The organism is Streptomyces apocyni, from assembly GCF_009739465.1.
GTDB lineage: Bacteria > Actinomycetota > Actinomycetes > Streptomycetales > Streptomycetaceae > Streptomyces > Streptomyces apocyni.
Genome location: NZ_WHOM01000046.1, coordinates 126,922 through 151,350, shown reverse-complemented (window position 1 = coordinate 151,350; position 24,429 = coordinate 126,922). Strand labels below are relative to the sequence as shown.

Below are 24,429 nucleotides of genomic sequence, written 5' to 3'. Positions count from 1 at the left end.
CTGGAAGGCCCGCTGGAAGACGCTGTGACGACGCGAACCGGCCCGCTCAAGGAGAGTTGAGCGGGCCGGTTGGTTCAGCGCCTCAGCTAGCGGCTCAGCACTCGCCGCGCCACACCACCTTCTTCGCGGTCACCCCGACGTAGTTCAGCTTGTACGGGGTGTCGAACGGGTAGTGGAAGCACTTGGTGTAGGTGCGGCCCTGGTACTTCCAGGTGAAGTTGACGTGGTCGTAGCCCGGCTGAGGATGGCCGTTGTTGTAGACGGACTTGATGTTGTAGAGGGTGCCGGACCAGTTGCTGTACCTCGCGTACATCGTGCCGGTCTGGTTCTGCCCCGTGTACATACAGAACGCGCCCTTGGGGCACGCGGCGGTGGTGCCGGTCTCCCCTGCGGCGGCGGTGCCGGAGAAGCTGATCGTCGCGGCCAGTGCGCCGGTGGCTGCGAGCATGCCGACGGTGCGCTTGCGCATGATGTGGACCCCCTGGTCGGGATGTGCGGTCCAGGCCAGCATCCCCGGCGGGTGAGCCAGGGGGAACCTCGGACAACTGAGGGCGAAACGCCTTGACACCCTCGGCCGCTGGGCGCCGGGATACGCTCGCCTTATGGCTGACGGGATGCGGTTCGAACTACTCGGCCCGTTGCGGGGGTTGAGTCAGGGTATTGAGGTGCCGCTCGGACCGCCGAAGCAGCGGGCCGTGCTCGCCATACTGCTGCTGCAGGACGAGCGGGCGATGTCGTACGAGGCGCTGGTGGCGGCCGTGTGGGGCGATGAGCCACCCGCGCACGTACGGAACCTGGTCCAGAAGTACGTCTCCGGGCTGCGGCGCGCGTTCGCGGACACGGACTCGGGCACGGGCACAGGCACGGGCACGGGCACGGGCACGGGGTCCGAACTGTCCTGGACCGGCAGCGGATACCGGCTCGCCGGGGCGGCGGCCGACGATCTGCGGGAGCGGCGGGCGCTGCTGCGTGAGGCGCTCGCCGCGCGGGACGGCGGGGATCTGCGCGGCGCCGGAACGCTGGCGGAGCGGGCTGAGGCGATGTGGCGGGGCGAGTTCGCCGAGGGGCTCGCCGGGCCGTATCTGGCGGCGGAGCGACGGCGGTTCGCGGAGAAGCGGCTGATGATCCTGGAGGCCCGGCTCGCGGCCGATATCGAACTGGGCCGCTACCACGAGTGTGTCCATCAGCTCGTCCACCAGGTGGCGGCCCATCCGCTGCGGGAGCGGTTTGTGTATCTGCTGATGCTCGCGCTGTACCGCAGTGGACGCTCGTCGGACGCGTTGCTCGCCTACGCGGAGGCCCAGGCGCGGATCGCCGAGGCGATGGGCGCTGACCCGGGGCCTGCCCTGCGAGCTCTGCACCAGCGGGTGCTGCGGCAGGACCCGGCCCTGCTTCCGGGCGCGGCGCCCGCCGCCTGACGCCCCCTCACGGGCGCGGCGGGCTTACCAGGCCCACACTGTGGGCGAGTTGGGTGGCGGAGTGCGCGAAGAACACAGCCCGATCCTCCACCACACGGTTGAACTGTCCGAAGACTTCGAAGGAGATGAGGCCGAACAGCTGCGACCAGGCGGCGATCATGGCGACCACCGCCGCCGGAGGCAGATCGGGCGCGAGATCCGCCGCCGCGCGTTCGGCCTCGGGGCGCACCGCTTCGGGTAGCCGAGCGGTGGCGAGCCCCGGTCCGAGGTGGGCGTCCCGGACCAGGGAGATCAGGACGAGCCCCACCCGGGACGCCGGGCCCACCGTGTCCCGCGGCGCGGTGTAGCCGGGGACGGGTGAGCCGTAGATGAGGGCGTACTCGTGCGGATGGGCGAGGGCCCACCCGCGGGTGGCCTCGCAGACCGCGACCCACCGCTGCGCCGGTGCGGCGCCTCGCGTCGCCGCGCGGGCAGCTTCGGCGGCCTCACCCACGGCGTCGTAGGCGTCGACGATGAGGGCCGTGAGGAGGGCGTCACGGCTGGGGAAGTAGCGGTACAGCGCCGAGGAGACCATGCCGAGCTCACGGGCCACGGCGCGGAGTGACAGCCTGGCCGCGCCCTCCGCGGCGAGCTGTCTGCGGGCCTCGTCCTTGATGGCGGCAGTGACTTCGATGCGGGCGCGTTCCCTGGCGCCTTGCGTGCTGCTCATGGAGCCCAGTTTGCCAGAGCACCGCACCAAAACAAGAGCACTGCACCAATTCAAGAGCACCGCTCTTGCTTTGGATCGGCGCACCGTGGAACACTGCTCTCAAGCGAGAGCAGTGCTCACACTTTCTTTTCGGAGGCCGCCATGTCGCCCCACCCGAACTCCCAGCCGTACTACCTCAAGGCCGGACCCGTCGCCACGCGGCTCAACAGCTTCATCGGCTGGCTCGCCCGCCGTGGGGTCAGCCTCCAGGGCTCCGCCGAACTCTCCGTCGTCGGCCGCAAGTCCGGCCAGCTCCAGCGCGTCCCCGTCAACCCGCACACCCACCAGGACACCCAGTACCTGGTCTCCGCCCGTGGCCACTCCCAATGGGTGCGCAACATGCGTGCCGCGGGCGGCGGCGAGCTCCGGGTCGGCCGCGAGGTCCGCACCTTCACGGCTGCCGAGATCCCCGACGACCTGGAGAAGGTGCGGGTCCTGCGCACCTACCTGGAGCGCTGGGGCTGGGAGGTCAACGGCTACTTCAAGGGCGCCACGGCCACCTCGACCGATGACGAGCTCCTCGCGGCGGCCCCCGACCACCCGGTCTTCCAGATCACCGTCCAGAAGTGACCCCGGCCCCGCCGCCCGCCCCGCCCTCTGCCTCGGCACCGGCCTCGGCACCGGCCCCGGCTCCGGCCCCGGCACCAACCCCCGCCTCCGGCCGCGACCGGTCCAGCGCCGTCATCGCGCGCCTGGCCATCGGATGGTCCCGGACGATCTCGGCGAGCGAGGTGGACCCACGCACGATTCTCGCGAACGCCGTCCACGCGGGCCGGAACCCCGTGACCGCCGCGTGCACCATGCCCGGCCGACGCTCAAAGGCCGCGAGCAGCCGCCGCCCCATGCTCATCTCCACACCGAGCCCGGCCTTGATCGCGAAGGTGTAGTTCTGCGCCTGCCGACGCGCGTCCACCGCGTCGTGGGACTCGGCGATCCTGACCGCCCACTCCCCCGCGAGCCGCCCCGACCTGAGGGCGTACGAGATGCCCTCGCGGGTCCACGGCTCCAGCAGCCCCGCCGCGTCCCCGCACACCAGGACCCGGCCTCGGGAGAGCGGGGAGTCGTCGGCGCGGCAGCGCGTCAGGTGCCCGGAGGAGATGCTCGGCTCGAAACCGGCCAGGCCAAGCCGTCCGATGAAGTCCTCCAGATAGCGCTTGGTGGCCGAGCCGTCGCCGCGCGCCGAGATCACCCCGACGGTCAGCGTCTCGCCCTTGGGGAACACCCAGCCGTAGCTGCCCGGCAGCGGCCCCCAGTCGATGAGCACCCGGCCCGCCCAGTCCTCGGCGACCGAGTCGGGCACCGGGATCTCGGCCTCCAGGCCCAGGTCCACCTGGTCAAGACGCACCCCGACATGGGCTCCGATCCGGCTCGCGCTGCCGTCCGCGCCGACGACCGCACGGGCGAGTACGGTCTCGCCGTCGTTCAGGAAGACGGCGACCGTGCGCCGGTCGGGTACCGCCGCGCCGTGCTGCTCCACACGCGCGACCGCGGCGCCGGTGCGCAGTTCGGCGCCCGCCTTCTGAGCGGCTTCGACCAACCGCTGGTCGAACTCGGGGCGGTTGATGAGCCCGAAGAGCATGTGGCGGGACCGGCGGGTGCGGGCGAATCGGCCGTCCAGCGAGAACGTCACCGCGTGCACCCGGTCGCGCAGCGGCAGTTCGAAGCCGGGCGGCAGCGCGTCACGCGAGGGGCCGATGATTCCGCCACCGCACGTCTTGTACCGGGGCAGTTCGGCCTTCTCCAGCAGAAGGACGCGGCGGCCCGCGACCGCTGCCGCGTAGGCGGCGCTGGCTCCCGCGGGACCGGCGCCGACCACCACGACGTCCCATACCCGCTGCTGGTCGTCCGCCGCGCGCTCATCCGGCTGCTCGTCTGGCTGCTCAGTAGGCTGCTCGGTGGGGTGTTCGGTGGGGTTCTCGCTGCTCACGTCGTCTGCCGCTCCCGGTCAAGATCGCTGCCGCTGCTGTCGACGGCATCCTACGGCGGAGGCCTGCCACACCCCCGCTGTGGGAGGATCGGCGCCGTATCCGCGGTGCCTACCCGGCACCCCACACGTACAACGTCGCACCCACAAGGAGCGTGCCCATGCCGTCCCGTCAGATAAGGGAAACCGTCGCCGCGCTCATGCCGCGCGCCCAGTCGGAACTGGCCGAACTGGTGGCGTTCCAGTCGGTGGCGGACTTCGCTCAGTACCCGAAGAGCGAGAGCGAGGCCGCCGCGCGGTGGGTGGCCGACGCGCTGCGCGCCGAGGGCTTCACGGATGTGGCGCTGCTCGACACCCCGGACGGTACGCAGTCCGTCTACGGTTTCCTGCCGGGCCCCGAGGGCGCGCCGACGGTACTGCTGTACGCGCACTACGACGTGCAGCCTCCGCTCGACGAGGCGGCCTGGGTGAGCCCGCCCTTCGAACTGGTCGAGCGCGACGGGCGCTGGTACGGGCGGGGAGCCGCCGACTGCAAGGGCGGTGTGCTGATGCATCTGCTCGCGCTGCGCGCCCTCAAGGCGGACGGCGGGGTTCCGGTGAGCGTGAAGTTCATCGCGGAGGGCTCCGAGGAGCAGGGCACCGGCGGTCTCGAGCGGTACGCCGAGGCGCACCCCGAGCTGCTGCGGGCCGACTCGATCGTCATCGGCGACAGCGGCAACTTCCGGGTGGGGATGCCGACGGTGACCTCCACGCTGCGCGGGATGACCATGCTGCGGGTCCAGGTGGACACCCTGGAGGGCAATCTCCACTCGGGGCAGTTCGGTGGCGCGGCGCCCGACGCGCTCGGTGCGCTGATCCGGGTCCTGGACTCACTGCGCGGCGAGGACGGCTCAACCACGGTGGACGGGCTCGACGGCGAGCAGACCTGGGACGGCCTGCAGTACCCGGAGGACGCCTTCCGCGGCGACGCCAAGGTGCTGGACGGGGTGGAGCTGATCGGTTCGGGCACGGTCGCCGACCGCATCTGGGCCCGTCCCGCGGTCACCGTGCTCGGCATCGACTGCCCGCCCGTGCTCGGCGCGACGCCTTCGGTGCAGGCCGGTGCCCGTGCGCTGATCAGCCTGCGGGTGCCGCCGGGCGTGGACGCCGCCGAGGCGACCAAGCTGCTGAGCGCCCACCTGGAGGCGCACATTCCGTGGGGTGCGCGGCTGCGGGTCGACCAGATCGGGCAGGGCCAGCCGTTCCGCGCGGACACCGCCAGCCCGGCCTACGCGGCGATGGCCGAGGCCATGCGGGTCGCCTACCCGGGCGAGGAGATGCAGTACGCGGGTCAGGGCGGCTCCATTCCGCTGTGCAACACCCTGGCCGCGCTCTACCCGCAGGCGGAGATCCTGCTGATCGGGCTGAGCGAACCGGAGGCGCAGATCCACGCGGTGAACGAGAGCGTGTCGCCGGACGAGCTGGAGCGGCTGTCGGTCACGGAGGCGCTGTTCCTGCGGAAGTACGCGGTAGGCAAGACCTCTTGAGACAGTACGCGGCGGGCTGAACCCGTACGCTCACGGTGAAGGCCCCTCCGTCGCGGAGGGGCCCTTCCTTACGGTCGGCGCATGGATGTCATCGAGGTTCTGCCCCAGCTGCATATGCTGCGTTTCCCGGTCGGCCAGGCCTATCTCTGGCGCGACGGCGACGCGTTGACCCTCATCGACGGTGGTACGGCGGGCTCGGGCCCGCGGATCGCGGAGGCCGTCACCGCGCTGGGGCTGCGCCCCAGCGACGTACGCCGCATCGTGCTCACCCACTTCCACGAGGATCACCTGGACGGCGCGGTCGAGTTCGCCGCGCTGAGCGGCGCGCCGGTGCTCGCCCACCGCGCGGACGCGCCCTTCGTGCGGGGTGAGGCGCCGGGTCCGCCACCGGTCTTCGAGGACTGGGAGCTGCCGATCTTCGCCGAGGTCGCCACGGTGCTGCCACCTCGCCCCGCCCATCCGGGGTATCCCGGCGAGGTACACGAGCTGGACGGCGGCGAGGTGCTCGATTTCGGCGACGGCGCCCGGGTGATCCGGGCACCTGGACACACGGACGGCAGTATCGCGCTCCATCTGCCGTACCACGGCGTGCTGTTCACCGGTGACGCCGTCGCGGCGTCACCGGTGGACGGGCGGGTCATGCTGGGTGTGTTCAACGTGGACGGGAAGCAAGCACTGGCGTCGTTCAGGGAGTTGGCGGCCCTGGAGTCGGACGTGGCCTGCTTCGGTCACGGCGCCCCCGTCACCGAGCACGCCTCCGCCGCGCTGTGCGCCTCAGCCAACAGGTATCCCCGCCTCGAGGTAGAGCGCTGACCCCCGTTCCCGTGCGCGCAGGGCCCAGCGCAGCCGCTCGTAGCGCACCGGAGGCAGCATCCGCGCCGCCTCCTCCTCGGTGGTGAAGCGGCACCCGCGTAGTTCGGGCCCGGGCAGCAGGAGCCGTTCGGCGGCGCGGCTGTCGAGCCGTCCGCCGTCGAAGAGCATCCGCAGCCCGCCGTAGCCGGGCGGCCTGGGCGGCTCCCAGTCGACCACGAGCAGCCCGGGCACTCGGTCGAGCCGGATGCCGGTCTCCTCGGCGACCTCGCGTACACCGGCGCGTGCGGGGGCCTCGCCGGGTTCGACGACCCCGCCCGGGAACTCCCAGCCCGCCTTGTAGGTGGGATCGACGAGCAGGAAGCGGTCCCGCTCGTCGAAGAGGAGCACGCCGGCGGCGACGGTCTCGGCCGTGGGTTCGGGGGTCTGCACGATGTCGCAGACCCCCGCGGCGCCGGTGCGTACGGCGTCGGCGATGCGCTCGGCGGCGCCCTGTGGGGTGAGCGTGCTGGTGTCCAGGACATGGGCGTCGGCGGCGAGCCAGTCGCCGAGCGCGGCGCGGTATGGCTCGATGTGGTCGTACGCCCCCTGCCGCGTCTGGAGTTCACCCCCCTCGTCGGGTGCGGCCTCGCGCCCGGCTATTCGGGCGCGCAGGATCGTTTCGGCGGGGGCGAGCAGCACATGCCGTACCTCGATTCTGCGAGCGGCGAGCGCCCCGAAGATCTCGTCGCGGTAGTCCTGCCGCAGCAGGGTCATGGGGACGACCAGTACGCCGCTCACCTCAGCGAGCAGCGCGGCGGCCGTGTCGACGACCAGGCGGCGCCAGATGGCCAGGTCCTGGTAGTCGTTGACCTCGTCGAGGTATTTGGGCGGCAGCAGGTGTGACAGGCCCGCGCCGATGACCTCGGGGTCGAAGAGCGTGCTGTTCGGGATCAGCTCGATCAGTTCTCGTGCAGTGGTGGACTTGCCCGCACCGAACGCGCCATTGATCCAAACGATCACGGTTACCCCTCCTGAGTCGGACCCATGTGGCTTGCCCGCCGCACCCTGCTCCGGAAACCAGGCCCCGGCGGTTCAGGCCGGGGGCCCGCCTCCCGCTGCTCGGCCGTGAACGCGTCACCGAGAGCCGGGTGCCCCAGCCGCCCGAGGGCGCATCACTGGATCAATAGCTAGAATTCGGACATGGGAGAGAGGTCTGGCATGCCCTCAGCGCCCGAACTCGTCCTCGAAACCGACGGGGGCGCCACAGTGATGGTCCCCGGTCGGGACTATCACGTCGGGCGTGACCCGTTGTGCGACATCGTCCTCGACGATGCCCGGGTCTCGTGGCACCACGCGGTGCTGCGGCCCGTCGCTGACCACTGGACGCTGGAGGACGAGGGCAGTACCAACGGCACCTACGCCGAGGGCAGACGCGTCCAGGCGTCAGGCGTCGGCCCGGGAAGTGAGATCCGCTTCGGGAGCCCGCTCGACGGGCCGCGCGCGGTGCTGGTGAGCCGCGAGCCGCCACCACCCGCGCGGCCCCAGCGGCCCGCGCGTCCGCAGCCATCCGCGCGGCCCCAGCCACCCGCCGCGCCTGAATGGCCCTCGCCGCCTGACGCACCCTCGCCCGTGTGGCCTTCGGCACCCGACGCGCCCTCGCCCGCACGGCCCGCGACGCCCGAGCGGCCGTCCGCCGTCTCCGTACCGTCGGCGACCGGCACCTTCAGCCAGCCCACCACGGTGCGGCCGCTGCCCACCCGTACCCTGCGGATCGGCCGGGCACTCGACAACGACCTGGTCGTCGACGATCTCGTCGTCTCACGTCGGCACGCCGAGCTCGAGGCCCACCCCGACGGCAGCTACGAGATCGTCGACCTCGGCAGCCACAACGGCACCTTCCTCAACGGCCAGCCGGTCAGCCGCGCCCAGGTCTCCCCCGGTGACATCGTCGGCATCGGCCACTCTGCGTTCTGCCTGGTCGGCAACCAGCTCCAGGAGTACGTCGACAGCGGTGAGGTCTCCCTCGACGTGCAGGGTCTCGCGGTCGCCGTCAACAACGGCCGCAAGGTGCTGCTCGACCATGTCTCGTTCCCCGTCGGGCAGAAATGCCTGCTGGCCGTGGTGGGCCCCAGCGGCGCCGGTAAGTCCACGCTGCTCAACGCGCTGACCGGCCTGCGCCCCGCGGACCAGGGCACCGTCCTCTACGACGGCCGTGACCTCTACCGCGACTTCTCCGAGCTGCGCCAGCGCATCGGCCTCGTACCGCAGGACGACATCCTGCACTCCCAGCTCACCGTGCGCCGCGCGCTGGAGTACGCCGCCGAGCTGCGCTTCCCCCAGGACACCGCGCGCGCGGAACGGCGCGCCCGAGTGAGCGAGGTCGTCCGGGAGCTGGGTCTGGAACAACGCGAGAGCCTGCCGATCCACCGGCTGTCGGGCGGCCAGCGCAAGCGGGTGAGTGTGGCGCTCGAGCTGCTGACCAAGCCCTCGTTGCTCTTCCTCGACGAGCCGACGTCCGGACTCGACCCCGGCATGGACCGTTCGGTCATGCGGATGCTCCGGGACCTCGCCGACGACGGACGGACCGTCATCGTCGTCACGCACAGCGTGCTCAGTCTCGATGTTTGCGACCGGCTGCTGGTGCTGGCCCCTGGCGGCCGGATCGCGTACTACGGGCCACCAGCCGACACCCTCCCGTTCTTCGGCTACGCCCAGTGGCCCGAAGCCTTCGAGGCGTTCGAGAACGACCAGGTCCGCGACTGGGCGGGTGAGTACCAGGCCTCGGCGTTGCACCGCCAGTACATCACCGGCTCCACCGCTCAGCCGCGTGGCGCGCTCCCCTCCACGACCCCGGCCCAGGTCGCTCCGCCGCCGCGGACCCGCAGTTGGGGCGCGCAGTTCAGCACGCTCGTACGACGCTACGCGGCCGCGCTCAGCGCCGACCGCACCTTCCTGGCGATCATGATCGCGCTGCCCTTCGTGATGGGCGCGATGGCCCGCGCGCTGGCGGGCAGCAGCCTCACCCAGGAGACGGCGATGAACGCCCTGCTCATCCTGTGCGTGGGCGGTGTGCTCACCGGGGCCGCCAACGCGGTACGTGAGCTGGTCAAGGAGCGGGTGATCTATCAGCGGGAACGCGCGGTCGGGCTGTCCCGATCCGCGTATCTGATGTCGAAGGTGGCGGTCCTCGGCGCGGTGACCGTCGTGCAGGCCGCGGTGTTGACCCTGGTCGCGCTGGTCGGCGTCGATCTGAACGCACCCGGGGGCGAGGGCGTGCTGATGTCGCCGCTCCTGGAGATCACGTTGGCGGTGGCGCTGCTGTCGTTCACGGCGATGACGCTCGGTCTGCTGGTCTCGGCGCTCGTCCGCAAGGAAGAGGTCACCATGCCGCTGCTGGTGCTCCTCGCCATCGTTCAGGTGGTGTTCTGCGGAGCGCTGCTGCAACTGGACGGCACACCGGTGCTTGAGCAACTGGCGTGGCTGGTGCCCGCGCGCTGGGCACTCGGCGCGATGGCTGGCACGATCGACCTTTCCCAGATCGTTCCGGGCGCGCTGACGGAGGACCCCCTGTTCGCGCACTCCACGGGGGTGTGGCTGCTCAACATGGGGATGCTGGCCGCGCTTTCGGTCCTGTTCTGTCTCGCCGTCGCACGGCTGCTGCGGCGTCATGAGCCCGCCATCATGCGGAAGTAGCGGAAGTAGGCGCCTGGCCATGACGACATGGGACTTCCGCCCGACGCATGTCATTCCCCCGGCCGGGCTGCCCTCCTGGGAGGCGCCGGACGCCTCGCACCCGTCCGAGTCCCTCGACGCGCTGCTGCCGGTACGGCTGGTGGAGCGCAGCGGCGACTGGGGGCAGGTGGAGTGCGCCAACGGCTGGTCGACCTGGGTGGACGCGCGGCTGCTGGTGGCCGTACCGCAGCAGCCCCCGGACGCCGGTCGGCCCCTGACGCGCACAGCCGACCCACGGCCGCTGATCACGCGGGCCGAGGAGGCGCTGCGCCAGTACCGCGCCGCGGTGGAGGCGCTGACGCGGGGAGAGACGGACGGAGAGACGTTCCGGCGCAGAACGCAGGGGTTGCGGGTGGGGATGGTCGTGGACGGCGAGTCGGTGTGGCTGTACGACGCGGAGCACGAGCGCTGGGTCTACGGCGACGGCACCGGCGTGACGGCCTTCGCGTCGTCCACCGCTCCCGCCGTCGGGGCCGAGCATGATCCGACACGGATCGTGGACGCCTCGCACCTGGACGAGGGCGAGGCGAAGCGCCCGCCCAGCGGCCCCACCCTGCGCGGTGAAGCGTGACGGCGGGCGGCGCGGCACGGGACCCGAGCGTCACGTACGGGCGGCCATCGGAGCTGATCGGGCAGGAGATCGCGGGGTACCTCGTGGAGCGCGAGATCGGCCGTGGCGGCATGGCGGTCGTCTATCGCGCCCGTGACCTGCGCCTGGAGCGGACCGTCGCGCTCAAGCTGCTCGCTCCCGAGCTCGCCCGCAACGACACCTTCCGTAAGCGGTTCACGCATGAGTCCCAGGTGGCCGCCGCCATCGACCATCCGCACATCGTGCCAGTGTTCGCGGCGGGCGAGACCAACGGCATCCTCTACATCGCCATGCGCTATGTGCCAGGGCAGGACCTGCGCGCGCTGCTCGACCGCCAGGGGCCGCTGTCGGCCGAGACGGCGCGGCGGATCGCCACGCAGGTGGCGTCCGCGCTGGACGCCGCGCACGCGCACGAGCTGGTGCACCGCGATGTGAAGCCGGGCAACATCCTGATCGCGGCGGGCACGGACAGCGAACATCCGGAGCACGTCTACCTCACCGACTTCGGTCTGACGAAGAAGTCCCTGTCACTCTCCGGGCTGACCACGGTGGGCCAGTTCGTCGGCACGCTCGACTACGTCGCGCCGGAGCAGATCTCCGGACGCCCGGTGGACGGCCGCTGCGACGTCTACAGCCTGGGCTGCGTCGTCTACGAGACGCTGGCCGGGACGCCGCCGTTTCAGCGGGACGACGATCTGGCGCTGCTGTGGGCCCACCAGTACGACGCGCCGCCGCCGCTGACCGGGCACCGTCCCGATCTGCCCGCCGCGCTCGACGACGTACTGGCGAAGGCCCTCGCCAAGACCCCGGACGAGCGGTACGGGTCGTGTCTGGAGTTCGTGTCCGATCTGCGCGTGGCCGTGGCGCGGCGGGCCTTGGCCGACCGTGCGGGCGGCGGCCACGCGCCGACCCGCGTCGACGCCCGTATCGGCGACCGTGCCACCCCACCGGCTCCACCGCCCGAGCCGCCCCGCTGGGCGATGCCGGTCTTCCCGGGTCGCGTTCGCTGAGGCGGAGCGGCGGCACGTCTCAGCGCGAGCCGCGGTACGTCACTCGGGTGTGGTGGTACGTCACTCGGGTGCGGGTGGCGTCGTCTCGGAGTCGGGCCGTACCTCGCCCCGGCGGTGAACCGGCAGCGCCAGCAGTCCGCCGAGGAAGCCCGCGACCAGGCCCCATCCCGCCGCGATACCGACCGCCGTCCAGAGATGGGGACGCAGGACCACCCTGGCCGAGAGCGCGCCGCCGAGGTCGCCGATGCCCAGCAGCGAGAGGCCGAGGTGCGCGGAGGTCGCGGCGACCAGGCAGATGGCCAGCACGGTGCACGCGAGCGCCGCCGCCATGTGGACGGCGTGCTGCCAGAGCCGTACGTGTGCGGGTGAACGGACCGCCATCAGGAAGGCCGTCCCGAGGAGCAGTACCGCCGCGACGACCGCCAGCCACCACACCCGCCCGTCATGCTCGGACAGCGTGCGCAGGTTGAGGGTGGAGTCGACCGGGCCGCGCAGCACCTGATCCAGCACCTGGGGCATCGGCAGGCCGAAGGGACCCTCCACCCGGCCCTCCCAGGACGCGCCGAGGCCGAGGGTGAGGGCAAGCCAGACGAGGTTGGGCAGCCCCAGCAGCATGACGGCGAACGTCTCCACCGCGTGCCCCCGGGTCGCGGCGACGACCAGCCCGACGACCAGTCCCAAGGCGACGTAGGCCAGGAGCAGGACGACCACGGCGTACGCGGCGGGCCGCACCGTCGCCTGGAAGCGCAGCAGGCGGGCCGGGAGCGGGGCGCCGCGCGAGACGAGCAGCGCCAGGATGAGCACACCCGCGAGCCACAGCAGGCCGAAGACGAGGCTGAGCTCGTAGTCGGCGTGGAAGCCGACGCTGGGTGCGGAGGTTCCGAGAACGTCGGGGAGGATGCCGCCCGTGGGGTCATCGACGGGGATCTCGAAGGTGTGCCGGGCGGTAGCGCACAGCACGACGAGTGCGGCGACCCAGACCACGCCCACCCGCATCGCCCAGACCGCGAGTTCGCCGACGCCCGCGACGGCCCGATGGCGCAGCGGCCGCAGAAAGCCCGCCGCGAGGGTCAGGGCCCCGACGAGGGAGACCGAGAGCGGCAGTACGGCCAGATCCGCTTCCGTACCGATGAGCGCGCTGGCATCGCCGGAGAGCGAGAGGGAGCCACCGACGGCCATCAGGACGACTGCCACGGCCACGCGCCACAGTGCGCCGCCCGGCAGGTCCGCCGCTCCCGCCGCCCACAGGCCGAGCGTCGCCGTGACGGCCATGACGGCCACTGCGGCGACCACCGCAGCGACGGCCTGCGTCCACCCGTGGGCGGCGGGGCGCGCGTCGCCCCGCCCCCGCCCTCGGCCCCGCCCCTGGCCTCGGCCTCGTTCGCTGCTCTGCTGCGCGCTCACGCCGCCACGCTAAGCAGCCCTGGGTGGGGGTGCTCGCTGGGATGGGCCGACCGCGTCAGCTTGCGGGCGGGGTGACAGCGAGGCACACAATAGGTGCCGTACGTAGCAAAGCGGGGCATAGTGCCGCTAGCTCGCATTCAACGACATCGCTCTGCCAGGCAGAAGCCGGGGAGAAGAGGGCCCGTGAGTTCCCAGCCGCCGTCGTCAGACCGCCCCACCGGTCCGCCCTCCGGTCCGCTGTCGGGCGGCCGTCCGAGCCCAGCGCCGGAGGCGCCCACCGAGGTGAGCCCGACCCCGCCCCCTGGCTCCGTTCCGCCGGAGCCGCCGAGCGGCGGAGGCGGAGGCGGAGGCGGGGGTGACGAAGGCGGCGGAGGGAGCGGAGGCGGTCCTGAAGGTCCCGCTCAGGGCCCGGGCGAGGGTCCGGGAGTCCCGTGGTGGCGCTCGGTACCCAAAGTGGCCACGATCGCCGCGGCGATCGTGGCGGCCACCGTGCTGATCGTCGTCCTCACCCGTCCGGACGACGGCAACGGTGGTGACGCGTCAGGGTCGTCGGGGGAGGTCTTCCTCCAGGCCGCGAGCGCCGACGGCATCGACCCGTTCACCGAGTCCTCGGACCCGGAGAGTCAGCCGCCGTCCGCGCCACCGCCGACGTTGCCCAGCGCGCCGGAGACCGACGCCAACGTCACGCGCGGTGTGGAGGGTTCGGCCCCCGGTCTGTACGGCGGGACGCAGAACGTCGCGAGCTGTGATGTGGAGCAGCAGATCAAGCTGCTCACAGCCGAGCAGGACAAGAACCGGGCGTTCGCCTCGGTGCTGGAGATCGAGCCGTCCGACGTCCCGTCGTATCTGCGGGCGCTGACGCCCGTGCGGCTGCGCACGGACACCCGGGTCACCAACCACGGCTACCAGGACGGCGCGGCCACCAGCTACCAGGCGGTGTTGCAGGCGGGCACGGCCGTACTCGTCGACGAGCGCGGCGTGCCGCGCGTGCGGTGCGCCTGCGGCAATCCGCTGACCCCGCCGGTGGCGCTGCGCGGCGACGCGCAGCGCAAGGGTGACTCTTGGCCTGACTACCGGCCCTCGAACGTGGTCGCCGTCACTCCCGCGCCGACGGTGGTGAACGTGTTCGTGATCCTGGACCTCGAGGATGGCGGGTGGTTCGAGCGGGAGAAGGGCGACACGGGCGAGAACGACGAGCCGACCACGGCGCCCACATCGGAACCCTCGCCGACGACCACGACCCAGTCGCCGTCGCCGACGCGGTGCCCGTCGGGTACGACCCCGTCGCCCACCGCGACGGAAGCCGACGCCGCACCCACCTGTGTGCCGGTCTCCCCGTCGCCCGACTCGCCCTCTCCGACCGACACGTCACCGACCGCCACTCCCCCGACGGACGGGACCGGCCCGCCGCCAGACGACGCCACGACGGAGGCCCAGCCCGACACCAACGACGCCACCGCCCCCTGAGCGCCTGGACGGACCGCTGAACGCCTGGACGGACCGCACCACAGAGAGGTTTCGGGTATGGCATGGCTGACCAAGCTGGCGATGGCGGCCGCGGTGGGCGGCGGCGCCGCGGCCGGATATCTGGGCCTGGTCAGCGCCGCGCTGCCCCTGGACGTGGGCATCGGCAGGCGCACCCGGCCGCTGGGACCGCAGATCATCGGCATCAGCGCGCCCAGGGACGTGGTGTTCGAGGTGATCGCGCAGCCGTACCTCGGGCAGACCACCCGGGCCATGCGGCAGAAGGTGCGGGTACTGGAGCGCGGCAGCGACATGGTCCTCGCTACCCACTTCACCCCTCTGGCGGACGGGAGGCTGAAGGCCGTGACGGTGGAGACGGTGCGGTTCACCGCGCCCGAGCGGGTGGACTTCCGGCTGGTACGGGGCCCGGTGCCGTTCGTCGTGGAGTCCTTCGTCCTCACCGAACACGCGTCAGAGACGCACCTGGTGTACGAGGGAGAGCTGGCCACCGACCTGTGGGCGCTCGGACAGTGCTGGGGGCGGTTGGTGGCGCGGCACTGGGAGGAGACGGTCGCGACCGCCCTCACGTCGCTCAAACAGGAGGCAGAACGCCGCACGGCGCGTTGAGTGCGGCGGCCGCGGCGCCTACCAGGCCCGCGTCCGTGCCCATCCTGGCGGGCACCACCGTCAGGTCACGTACGAAGGACAGCGTGGCGTAGTCGCGCAGGGCCCGCCGCAGCGGGGCGAAGAGCACCTCGCCGGACTTCGCCACTCCGCCGCCCACCACCGCGATCTCGATCTCGACGAGCGTGGCGGTGGCCGCGATCCCGGCGGCGAGGGCGCGCGCGGCCCGCGCGAAGGCGGCGCGGGCGACGGGGTCGCCGTCTCGCGCGGCGGCGGCCACCGCCACGGCGGAGGTGTCACCGTCCGGTGCTGGGCGCCAGCCGTCGTCCAGGGCCCGGCGCGCGATGCTCGGCCCGCTGGCGATGCCCTCGACACAGCCGCGGGCGCCGCACGGGCAGGGGGCGCCGTCGAGGTCGACGCTGATGTGCCCGATGTGGCCGGCGTTGCCGGTGGGGCCCGGGTAGAGACTGCCGCCGAGCACCAGACCGCCGCCGACTCCGGTGGAGACGACCATGCACAGGGCATGGTCGTAGCCTTGGGCGGCGCCCTGCCAGTGCTCGGCGGCGGCGATCGCCGGTCCGTCGCCGATCAGCGTGACCGGCAGACCGCCGGACACGGCCTGGACCCGCTCCACGAGGGGGAAGTCGCGCCAGCCGGGTACGTTCACCGGGCTCACCGTCCCCGCGGCGGCGTCGACGGGACCGGCACTGCCGATGCCGAGCGCCCGCGCACCGGCCCACAGCGGCGAGCGCGTGAGCTCACCGAGTACCTCTTCGACCGTCTTGTGCACCGCCTCGGCGTTCTCGCGCGCGGGCGTCGGCCGCTGCGTACGCACCCGGATGCGGCCCTGGGCGTCGACCAGAGCTCCGGCGATCTTGGTTCCGCCGATGTCGAGGGCGGCAACGAGGTCGGTCCGCGTCAAGGGTCAGATCCCAAGGTAAGAGGGTCGGCCGGAAGGCCAGCGGGACAGCGCGAGGAACAGTCTTTCCCGTTCTGACAACGTTGTCCAGGCCCTATGCTCGACGCGTCACGCTCGAGACGCGTCACTGGGAGAGGAAATACGCACTGTGGCCGAGACCGCCAGCCGCCTCACGCCGCACCGCTACGGCAGCCGTCCCACCATGAAGGACGTCGCCGGACGCGCGGGCGTCGGCCTGAAGACGGTCTCGCGGGTGGTGAACGGCGAGCCCGGCGTCACCCCGGACACCGAGCGTCGCGTCCAGGAGGCGATCGACGCACTCGGGTTCCGCCGCAACGACAGCGCCCGGGTGCTGCGCAAGGGCCGTACGGCGAGCATCGGGCTGGTCCTGGAGGATCTCGCCGACCCGTTCTACGGCCCGCTGAGCCGTGCGGTGGAGGAGGTGGCCCGCGCCCACGGCGCCCTCCTCATCAACGGCTCCAGCGCCGAGGACCCCGACCGTGAGCGGGAGTTGGTGCTCGCTCTGTGCGCGCGCCGGGTGGACGGTCTGGTGGTCATTCCGGCCAGCGGTGACCACCGCTATCTGGCGCCCGAGATGGCGGCCGGGATCGCCACCGTCTTCGTGGACCGCCCCCCCGGTCAGATCGACGCGGACGTGGTGCTGTCCGACAGCTTCGGGGGTGCCCGGGACGGTGTCGCCCATCTGATCGCCCACGGTCACCGCCGTATCGGCTTCATCGGCGACCAGCCGCGCATCCACACGGCCACCGAGCGGTTGCGCGGCTACCGCGCCGCCATGGCGGACGCGGGCCTGCCGGTCCACGACGCCTGGGTGTCGCTCGGCTCCACCGCCCCCACCCGGGTACGAGCCGCGGCCGAGACGATGCTCGGCGGGGCGGAGCCGGTGACCGCGGTGTTCGCGGGCAACAACCGGGTGACCGTGACGGTCGTCCGTGTCCTGGCGTCCCCGGCGTCCCTGGCGTCCCCGGCGCGTCCGGTCGCGCTGGTCGGCTTCGACGACTTCGAGCTCGCTGACCTGCTACGCCCCGGCGTGACGGTGATCGCCCAGGACGCGGCCCGGCTCGGCCGCGCCGCCGCCGGGCGCCTCTTCGCCCGCCTGGACGGCGACGCGGGCGCACCCGAGCACACCGTCCTCCCGACCCGGCTCATCGCCCGCGGCTCGGGCGAACTGCCACCCACGACGCCCTGATCCACGCCGATCCACCTCGTATCGTCGGTCTCAGGCGCCCCATGCGCGTGCGGCGCCCGACCGGAGGACCGCCGTGGACAGCGACCGCTCACTCATCGCCCTGGGGCTGCACACCGCCCCGCTCAGCGACCCGTTGGCGTACCCCGGTACCGCGCCTGGCAACTGCGGGCTGCTGGTGCGGGACCACTACGCGCGGGTCGTTCCAGTACGCGGCCAGCCCCTGGGCCAGTGGTGGGTGGAGCAGTCCGCCGCTGACGGACCACGCCGGGTGCCCCTGGACCACGTACTGCTGCGCCACGACCGGTGCGTTGCCGATGCCCGCGTCCCGGTGCTGGCGGTCGGCTCCAACGCCTCTCCGGCGCAGCTGCACCACAAGTTCACGCGGCTGGGGGTGCTGGGAGCGGTGCCCATGATCAGGGCCGCCGTCACCGGCATCGGCCCGGGCGTGTCCGCGCACATCGGCAGGGCGGGGTACGTCCCGGCCGCGCCGGTCCTGACCACCGGCGACGCGACGACGTTGGTCGTCTCCTGGCTCACCGGCGCCCAGCTCGCCGCGCTCGACAGCACCGAGCGGCACTACGACCGGGTGGTGCTGCCCGGAGCGCGGTTCCCGGTGGAGCTGCCGTCGGGGGAACGGCTCGGCGGATGCCAGGTCTACGTGGGCAAGTACGGCTGCCTCCTGGCAGACGACAGCGCCCCGCAAGCCCTGCTGCCGCAACGCGAGCTTTTGCGCCTCCTGCTGGAGCGCTCCGCCGCGCTACGGATGCTGCTCGGCCGCACTCCCGAGGCCGCGGTGGCGCGGGCAGCGGCCGACGCGACCGTACGGGAGGCAGCCCGACGGATCTTCGCGGCCGAGGGGTGGGTCGCCCGCCAGCCTGAGCTCGAGGCGCTAGCGGCTACCGCGATGCCGTGAGGTCAGCGCGGCGCGGAGCCGAGAAGCCCTCCAGGTCGGCGCGGGTGAGGCCGCTGAGCCGGGCGACCTCGGCGACGTCCAGCGCGCCGCAGTCCAGGCCGCGCAGCAGGTAGCCGCTGAGCGCCTTGGCGGTGGCGGGCTCGTCCATCACATCGCCGTCGACGTGGTTGACGTACGCGGCGAGCCGGGCCGCTGCCGTCTCGAAGCCCTCACGGTAGAAGGCGAAGACGGCGGCGTACCGGGTGGGGATGTGCGCCGGGTGCATGTCCCAGCCCTGGTAGTAGGCGCGGGCCAGGGCGCGGCGGGTGAGGTCGTAGTGCAGCTTCCAGGCCTCGTGGACATGCTCGGTGGTGCCGACCGGCAGGACGTTGGTGGAGCCGTCGGACACGCGTACGCCGGTGCCCGCGGCGGCGACCTGCATGACCGCCTTGGCGTGGTCGGCGGCCGGGTGGTCGCTCGCCTGGTAGGCGGCGCTGACGCCGAGGCAGGCGCTGTAGTCGAAGGTGCCGTAGTGCAGTCCGGTGGCGCGGCCCTCGGCGGCGTCGATCATGCGGGCGACGGCGGCGGTGCCGTCGGCGGCCAGGATGGACTGGCTGGTCTCGATCTGGATCTCGAAGCCGATCCGGCCGGGCGCGAGGCCGCGCGCCTTCTCGAACGCCTCGACGAGGCGCACCATCGCGGTGACCTGCTCGGGGTAGGTGACCTTGGGCAGGGTCAGCACCAGGCCGTCGGGCAGTCCCCCGGCCTCCATCAGGCCGGTGAGGAAGATGTCGAGGGTGCGGATGCCGCGGTCGCGGACCGGGGCCTCCATGCACTTCATCCGGATGCCCATGTACGGGGCGGCGGTGCCGTTCTGGTACGCCTCGGCGATGAGGCGGGCCGCCCGGGCGGCGTCGGCGTCCTCGTCGGCGCCCTGGTAGCCGTCCTCGAAGTCGACCCGGAGGTCTTCGATCGGCTCGCGCTCCAGTTTGGCGCGCACCCGGTCGTAGACGGGCCCGGCCAGCTCGTCGCTCAGCCCGACGGCCTTGGCGAAGGTGGCGGCGTCCGGGGCGTGCTCGTCGAGGGCGGTCAGGGCCCGCTCGCCCCAGGTGCGTACGGTGTCGGCCGCGAAGGCGTCGCCGGGTACGTAGACGGTGTGGACCGGCTGGCGGGTGCCGGGGTCGCCGGGGTAGCGGCGCGCGAGTTCCGCGTCCACCGGGGCGAGGGAGGCGCTGATGCCCTCGCTGACCGCTCCTGCGAGGCTCGTCGCCACCTGATCCTGCTGACCCTGACCCATCCCTACACCCTCCACATTTCCGCTTTACGGAATGACTAATCCGTATGGCGAATTTATCTGGGCGACTGATCTGCGTCAATGGTCACCCACAACGGCTCGGGGCCGCGCGGTGAGGATCACCACGCGGCCCCGGGCCGTGAACATCTCGCAGGTCAGCCCTTGCGGGTGGTGACCTCTTCGGTCAGCTGCGGGACGACCTCGAAGAGGTCGCCGACCACGCCGTAGTCGACCAGGTCGAAGATCGGGGCCTCGGCGTCCTTGTTGATGGCCACGATGGTCTTCGAGGTCTGCATACCGGCGCGGTGCTGGATCGCGCCGGAGATGCCGGAGGCGATGTACAGCTGCGGCGAGACCGACTTGCCGGTCTGGCCGACCTGGCTGGCGTGCGGGTACCAGCCCGCGTCGACCGCGGCACGCGAGGCGCCGACGGCCGCGCCGAGCGAGTCGGCCAGCGCCTCGATGAGCGCGAAGTTCTCGGCGCCGTTGACGCCACGGCCACCGGAGACCACGATCGCGGCCTCGGTGAGCTCGGGGCGGCCGGTCGACTCGCGCGGGGTGCGGGAGGTGACCCTGGTGCCGGTGGCCTTCTCGGAGAAGGACACGGCCAGCGCCTCGACGGCGCCCGCGGCCGGAGCGGCCTCGACGGCGGCCGAGTTCGGCTTCACGGTGATGACCGGGGTGCCCTTGGAGACACGGGACTTGGTGGTGTAGGCGGCGGCGAACACCGACTGGGTCGCGACCGGACCCTCGTCGCCGACCTCGAGGTCGATGGCGTCGGTGATGATGCCGGAGCCGATACGGACCGCGAGGCGGGCCGCGATCTCCTTGCCCTCGGCGGAGGACGGGACCAGTACGGCGACCGGGGAGACCGCGTCGTAGGCGGCCTGCAGCGCGTCCACCTTCGGTACGACGAGGTAGTCGGCGAACTCGGGTGCGTCGGCGGTGAGGACCTTGACCGCGCCGTGCTCGGCGAGCGCTGGGGCGGTGGCCTCGGCGCCGGAGCCCAGCGCGACGGCGACGGGCTCGCCGACACGGCGGGCCAGCGTCAGCAGCTCCAGGGTGGGCTTGCGGACGGCACCGTCCAGGTGGTCGACATAGACGAGAACTTCAGCCATGGGACTTCAATCTCCTGCGAATGCGAAGAATCTGAGGGCAGTTGGGGGGCTCAGCGAGCCTTAGATGAACTTCTGGCTCGCGAGGAACTCGGCCAGCTGCTTGCCGCCCTCGCCCTCGTCCTTGACGATCGTTCCCGCGGTGCGGGCCGGACGCTCGTCCGCGGAGTCGACCGCGGTCCAGGCGCCCTCGAGGCCGACCTGCTCGGCCTCCAGGTCCAGGTCGTCCAGGTCCAGCGCCTCGACCGGCTTCTTCTTGGCGGCCATGATGCCCTTGAAGGACGGGTAGCGGGCTTCGCCCGACTGGTCGGTGACCGACACGACGGCCGGGAGCGACGCCTCGAGCTGCTCGGTGGCGGTGTCGCCGTCCCGGCGGCCCTTGACCGTGCCGTCCGCGACGGAGACCTCGGAGAGCAGGGTGACCTGCGGAACACCGAGCCGCTCGGAGAGCAGCGCCGGGAGGACACCCATGACGCCGTCGGTCGAGGCCATACCGCAGATGACCAGGTCGTAGCCGGTCTTCTCGATGGCCTTGGCCAGCACCAGCGAGGTGCCCATGACGTCGGTGCCGTGCAGGTCGTCGTCCTCGACGTGGACGGCCTTGTCGGCGCCCATCGACAGCGCCTTGCGCAGCGCGTCCTTGGCGTCCTCGGGACCGACGGTCAGCACGGTGATCTCCGCGTCGTCCGCCTCGTCGGCGATCTGCAGTGCCTGCTCGACCGCGTACTCGTCGAGCTCCGACAGCAGGCCGTCCACGTCCTCGCGGTCGACGGTCAGGTCATCGGCGAAGTGCCGGTCGCCGGTGGCGTCGGGCACGTACTTCACACAGACAACGATCCTCAAGCTCACGCCGGCTCTCCTACTGCATCGTCATTTCGGGCTGCCCCTCTTACAGGCAGCATAGGCGCCTGAAGCGGCCAATCCCGATCGGGGCGGGCCACGCTCCGGTCGAAATATTACTCGCCAGTACACCCAGGTCTTTCCCAGTAAGCAAGCGCTTTGGACTGTGACCTTCCCAACGCCCAAATCCTGGCGGTAATCCTGGCAGTCAGTCGCGCAGCGCGGTGAAACCGCCCTGGTGATACAGGAGTGGACGACCCGCTCCCGTGGGGTCACCCGCCACCACCTCGGCGAGCACCAGGCGATGATCGCCCGCGGGCACCCGGGCCACCACCCGGCAGACGAGCCAGGCCAGCACGTCGTCGAGGATCGGCACGCCTTCGGGGCCCGTGCGGTAGCGGGTGGGCGCGGCGAAGCGGTCGGCTCCGCTACGGGCGAAGGTGGCGGCGAGTTCGCGCTGGTGCTCGCCGAGCAGGTGGACGCCGACATGCTCGGCCTTCTCGACCACCGGCCAGCTGGAGGATCCTGTCCCGATACCGAAGGAGATGAGCGGCGGCTCGGCGGCGACCGAGGTCAGCGACGTGGCGGTGAAGCCGACCGGCTCGGCACCCTGTGCGGTGATCACGGCGACGCCCGCGGCGTGCTGCCGGAAGACGGAGCGCAACAGCTCGGCGGAGCCGGGCCGCGCGGCGCCGTCGGGTACCGGGTCCACGGGGCCGTACGCGCGGAGCAGGGGCGGTGTCGGCATCCCGCCAGCCTCGCCAGGGCGGGTGGCCACGGTCAAGTGAGCCCGGTCAGATGCGCGCAAGATCACGGCCAGCCGCTCGGCGGCAGGGGTGTGCGGCGGAGGCGGGGTCATACCGCAGCACCCAGGGCGGCGATCACGTCGGCCTTGCGGGGCTGGCCCGTCGCGCGGCGGACGACGCGGCCCTCGGCGTTCAGGACCAGGACGGTCGGGGTGCGGTGGATCTCCAGGTCGCGGACCAGCTCCAGCCGCTGCTCGGCGTCCACCTCGATGTGGGCCACACCGGGTACGAGGTCCGCGACCTCGGCGAGCACGCGCCGGGTCGCCCGGCAGGGCTGGCAGAACGCGGTCGAGAACTGTACGAGGGTGGCCCGCTCCCCCGGCTCGATCCCGAGCTCGTCAACACCGAGCACCCTGCCGTCGTCGTACACCCCGCCGTACACCCCGCCACCCTTCGCCGTGCCCCGGACACCTGCCGCCAGGAACTCTCGTCGTATTCTGCAGCGTTCAACGAACACCGGAGATTCCCCTGTCTCAGGGCCCGGCGTGACGAGAATCTCCCTGCTCAAGACTGTCGGGGGTGGCCCCTGAGCCCGGGATGGGGCACGATCTGCCCATTGCCCGTAACCTACGGGCCCGTAACTTCCGGCTCGGGATAACCGTTCCCTGGCTCACAGAAGGGTTTCACCCGCCCATGGCAGAACTCGTCTACCGGCCGGTCATCGGTGCTGCGCTCACCCTGTTCAAGGCACTGGACCTGAAGATCGACTGCAAGGGCGCGGAGAACTTCCCACGGACGGGCGGGGCCGTACTCGTCAGTAACCACATCGGCTACATGGACTTCATCTTCGCGGGGCTCGCGGCCCGGCCACAGAAGCGCCTGGTGCGCTTCATGGCCAAGGAGTCGGTCTTCCGCAACAAGATCTCCGGTCCGCTGATGCGCGGGATGAAGCACATTCCGGTCGACCGCAAGCAGGGTGAGGCGGCCTACGCACACGCGCTGGAGTCTCTGCGTAAGGGGGAGATCATCGGCGTCTTCCCCGAGGCCACGATCTCCCAGTCCTTCACCCTCAAGAGCTTCAAGTCGGGCGCGGCCCGGATGGCCCAGGAGGCCGGGGTCCCGCTGATCCCGGTGGCCCTGTGGGGCACCCAGCGGCTGTGGACCAAGGGCCGTCCGCGCCACTTCAAGCGCAGCCACATCCCGGTCACGATCCGGGTCGGCGAGCCGCTGGAGGCGCCCCGCGACCAGTACGCGGGGGCGATCACCCGGCGGCTGCGGGAGCGGATGCAGGAGCTCCTGGAGGCCGCGCAGCGCGCCTACCCCGTACGCCCGGTGGGGTCGAACGACACCTGGTGGGTGCCCGCCCATCTCGGCGGAACGGCGCCGACCCCGGCGCAGGTACGCGAGGCGGAGGCGGGCTGACACCCGCCGCGTCGACCACTCCCCCCGCTGCCGCTACCGCTGCCGCCACCGCTACTGCGGGTCGCGTGGGGAGATCCTGGCCCCGGGGCTGAACTTCTCCAGCAGCTCGACGAGTTCGGCACCGGCCCGCTCCAGGTCCGCGACCGGCATCGGCGCCAGGGACTCCAGCAGGAAGACGGCGTTCACGGTGTCCTCGGTCAACCGGGTGCGCGGGCCCTGCCGCCAGTTCCAGCGGCGGCAGGTGACGCCCGCGTCGTCGCGCCAGACGACCTCGCCCGCGTCGGGGTGCTCGATCGCCCGCTCCCCCGCCGCGGTGGTGACGAACTCCTCGTCACCTGTGGCGCGCACCAGTCGCATGCCGCCCTGGATGTGGTCGGCGTCCTCGCCGCCGACCGGGATCAGATAGGCCACGCTGATCGCGTTGTAGAGGTCGACCAGCAGGTTGATCCGGGGCAGCCCCCCATCCGACAGGGCGCGCTTGGCCAGCGCCTCGGCGGAGTTGCGGGTTCGGGAGGGCTTGGCGCCGAACGCCGTGTACGTCTGCCGCCAGGCGGCCATGTGCGGGTCCTCGTGCGGGGCGCGGCCGCCGAGGCGTTCGGCCAGCCGCCGCGCCGCGTCATCCAGGAGCGCCGAACTCGCCTCGCTGCTGGGGCCGTTGACGAGCCCGTGAGCCTCGATGGCGAATTGGGTGAAGCCGGGGGCGAGGTCGCGTACCTCGTCGGACACGGTGAGCGTGAGCGTCATGGCTGCCTTGATCCTG

24 protein-coding genes are annotated in these 24,429 nt (G+C 72.0%); 12 read left to right on the top strand and 12 right to left on the bottom strand.

The genetic code is table 11. From position 1 onward, the window contains the following. Positions 1-94: 94 nt before the first annotated feature. Positions 95-469, bottom strand: coding sequence for a peptidase inhibitor family I36 protein (locus GCN81_RS12400; RefSeq protein ID WP_156724604.1), 375 nt, complete (start codon positions 467-469; stop codon positions 95-97). 133 nt (positions 470-602) lie between these two features. Between GCN81_RS12400 and GCN81_RS12395 the strand changes: the two genes are divergently transcribed. Next, entirely contained in the window at positions 603-1,418 is an 816-nt protein-coding gene (locus tag GCN81_RS12395; RefSeq protein WP_156724603.1) for an AfsR/SARP family transcriptional regulator, read from the top strand. A gap of 7 nt (positions 1,419-1,425) precedes the next feature. On the opposite strand, the gene GCN81_RS12390 is transcribed toward GCN81_RS12395, so the two are convergent. Next, positions 1,426-2,127: a TetR/AcrR family transcriptional regulator gene (locus GCN81_RS12390; RefSeq protein ID WP_156724602.1), complete on the bottom strand. Its 702-nt coding sequence runs from the start codon at positions 2,125-2,127 to the stop codon at positions 1,426-1,428. A gap of 141 nt (positions 2,128-2,268) precedes the next feature. On the opposite strand from GCN81_RS12390, the gene GCN81_RS12385 reads away from it, so the two are divergent. Next, positions 2,269-2,736 carry a nitroreductase family deazaflavin-dependent oxidoreductase gene (locus GCN81_RS12385; protein WP_156724601.1) on the top strand — a complete coding sequence of 156 codons (468 nt, stop codon included), beginning with the start codon at positions 2,269-2,271 and terminating at the stop codon, positions 2,734-2,736. On the opposite strand, the gene GCN81_RS12380 is transcribed toward GCN81_RS12385, so the two are convergent. Further along, entirely contained in the window at positions 2,720-3,985 is a 1,266-nt protein-coding gene (locus GCN81_RS12380) for a geranylgeranyl reductase family protein (protein WP_231626668.1), read from the bottom strand. The genes GCN81_RS12385 and GCN81_RS12380 overlap by 17 nt on opposite strands. Positions 3,986-4,251: 266 nt before the next feature. Here GCN81_RS12380 and GCN81_RS12375 point away from each other — a divergent pair, with 266 nt between their 5' ends. After that, positions 4,252-5,616, top strand: a complete 1,365-nt coding sequence (locus GCN81_RS12375) for a dipeptidase (protein WP_156724599.1) — start codon at positions 4,252-4,254, stop codon at positions 5,614-5,616. A gap of 81 nt (positions 5,617-5,697) precedes the next feature. Further along, the gene (locus GCN81_RS12370) at positions 5,698-6,429 is read left to right on the top strand and encodes an MBL fold metallo-hydrolase (protein ID WP_156724598.1); all 732 of its coding nucleotides are present in this window, start codon (positions 5,698-5,700) and stop codon (positions 6,427-6,429) included. Here the strand turns inward: GCN81_RS12370 and GCN81_RS12365 are convergent. Beyond that, positions 6,391-7,428, bottom strand: a complete 1,038-nt coding sequence (locus GCN81_RS12365; protein ID WP_156724597.1) for an NUDIX hydrolase — start codon at positions 7,426-7,428, stop codon at positions 6,391-6,393. The genes GCN81_RS12370 and GCN81_RS12365 overlap by 39 nt on opposite strands. A 180-nt stretch (positions 7,429-7,608) precedes the next feature. On the opposite strand from GCN81_RS12365, the gene GCN81_RS12360 reads away from it, so the two are divergent. Genes GCN81_RS12360 through GCN81_RS12350 form a run of 3 tightly spaced genes read left to right on the top strand, consistent with a single transcriptional unit; the run spans position 7,609 to position 11,739 of the window. Next, positions 7,609-10,101 (top strand): ABC transporter ATP-binding protein/permease, encoded by a 2,493-nt coding sequence (locus GCN81_RS12360; RefSeq protein WP_156724596.1) that lies wholly within the window; start codon positions 7,609-7,611, stop codon positions 10,099-10,101. Positions 10,102-10,120: 19 nt separating this feature from the next. After that, positions 10,121-10,711, top strand: a complete 591-nt coding sequence (locus tag GCN81_RS12355; RefSeq protein WP_156724595.1) for an SH3 domain-containing protein — start codon at positions 10,121-10,123, stop codon at positions 10,709-10,711. Then, complete coding sequence (locus GCN81_RS12350; protein WP_156724594.1) at positions 10,708-11,739, top strand: serine/threonine-protein kinase; 1,032 nt, start codon at positions 10,708-10,710, stop codon at positions 11,737-11,739. Before GCN81_RS12355 ends, GCN81_RS12350 begins: the two co-directional genes overlap by 4 nt. A gap of 60 nt (positions 11,740-11,799) precedes the next feature. Here GCN81_RS12350 and GCN81_RS12345 read toward each other — a convergent pair whose 3' ends face one another. Beyond that, positions 11,800-13,143, bottom strand: a complete 1,344-nt coding sequence (locus tag GCN81_RS12345) for a streptophobe family protein (RefSeq protein ID WP_267904577.1) — start codon at positions 13,141-13,143, stop codon at positions 11,800-11,802. A 183-nt stretch (positions 13,144-13,326) separates the two neighbouring features. Here GCN81_RS12345 and GCN81_RS12340 point away from each other — a divergent pair, with 183 nt between their 5' ends. Continuing rightward, positions 13,327-14,610 carry a DUF6777 domain-containing protein gene (locus tag GCN81_RS12340; RefSeq protein WP_156724593.1) on the top strand — a complete coding sequence of 428 codons (1,284 nt, stop codon included), beginning with the start codon at positions 13,327-13,329 and terminating at the stop codon, positions 14,608-14,610. Between the two features lie 57 nt (positions 14,611-14,667). Then, positions 14,668-15,234 carry an SRPBCC family protein gene (locus GCN81_RS12335; protein ID WP_156724592.1) on the top strand — a complete coding sequence of 189 codons (567 nt, stop codon included), beginning with the start codon at positions 14,668-14,670 and terminating at the stop codon, positions 15,232-15,234. On the opposite strand, the gene GCN81_RS12330 is transcribed toward GCN81_RS12335, so the two are convergent. Further along, positions 15,200-16,153, bottom strand: a complete 954-nt coding sequence (locus GCN81_RS12330) for an ROK family protein (protein ID WP_156724591.1) — start codon at positions 16,151-16,153, stop codon at positions 15,200-15,202. The genes GCN81_RS12335 and GCN81_RS12330 overlap by 35 nt on opposite strands. 199 nt (positions 16,154-16,352) lie before the next feature. Between GCN81_RS12330 and GCN81_RS12325 the strand changes: the two genes are divergently transcribed. Further along, positions 16,353-17,360 (top strand): LacI family DNA-binding transcriptional regulator, encoded by a 1,008-nt coding sequence (locus tag GCN81_RS12325; protein WP_156724632.1) that lies wholly within the window; start codon positions 16,353-16,355, stop codon positions 17,358-17,360. A gap of 73 nt (positions 17,361-17,433) precedes the next feature. Continuing rightward, a complete protein-coding gene (locus GCN81_RS12320) occupies positions 17,434-18,273 on the top strand; it encodes a hypothetical protein (protein WP_156724590.1) in 840 nt (279 codons plus the stop codon). On the opposite strand, the gene GCN81_RS12315 is transcribed toward GCN81_RS12320, so the two are convergent. From GCN81_RS12315 to GCN81_RS12295, 5 genes are all read right to left on the bottom strand, one after another. After that, positions 18,257-19,549 carry a DUF6986 family protein gene (locus tag GCN81_RS12315; protein WP_156724589.1) on the bottom strand — a complete coding sequence of 431 codons (1,293 nt, stop codon included), beginning with the start codon at positions 19,547-19,549 and terminating at the stop codon, positions 18,257-18,259. The two genes, GCN81_RS12320 and GCN81_RS12315, sit on opposite strands and share 17 nt — an antisense overlap. A gap of 152 nt (positions 19,550-19,701) precedes the next feature. Then, positions 19,702-20,664: an electron transfer flavoprotein subunit alpha/FixB family protein gene (locus GCN81_RS12310; RefSeq protein ID WP_156724588.1), complete on the bottom strand. Its 963-nt coding sequence runs from the start codon at positions 20,662-20,664 to the stop codon at positions 19,702-19,704. 60 nt (positions 20,665-20,724) lie between these two features. Further along, on the bottom strand, positions 20,725-21,510 hold the full coding sequence (locus GCN81_RS12305) for an electron transfer flavoprotein subunit beta/FixA family protein (protein ID WP_156724587.1): 786 nt from the start codon (positions 21,508-21,510) through the stop codon (positions 20,725-20,727). A gap of 199 nt (positions 21,511-21,709) precedes the next feature. Continuing rightward, positions 21,710-22,249: a flavin reductase family protein gene (locus GCN81_RS12300; RefSeq protein WP_156724586.1), complete on the bottom strand. Its 540-nt coding sequence runs from the start codon at positions 22,247-22,249 to the stop codon at positions 21,710-21,712. A gap of 107 nt (positions 22,250-22,356) precedes the next feature. After that, complete coding sequence (locus GCN81_RS12295) at positions 22,357-22,689, bottom strand: TlpA family protein disulfide reductase (RefSeq protein WP_407697962.1); 333 nt, start codon at positions 22,687-22,689, stop codon at positions 22,357-22,359. A 251-nt stretch (positions 22,690-22,940) separates the two neighbouring features. On the opposite strand from GCN81_RS12295, the gene GCN81_RS12290 reads away from it, so the two are divergent. Next, entirely contained in the window at positions 22,941-23,669 is a 729-nt protein-coding gene (locus GCN81_RS12290; RefSeq protein ID WP_156724585.1) for a lysophospholipid acyltransferase family protein, read from the top strand. 51 nt (positions 23,670-23,720) lie between these two features. Here GCN81_RS12290 and GCN81_RS12285 read toward each other — a convergent pair whose 3' ends face one another. Further along, complete coding sequence (locus tag GCN81_RS12285; RefSeq protein ID WP_156724584.1) at positions 23,721-24,413, bottom strand: B3/B4 domain-containing protein; 693 nt, start codon at positions 24,411-24,413, stop codon at positions 23,721-23,723. Positions 24,414-24,429: the final 16 nt, after the last annotated feature.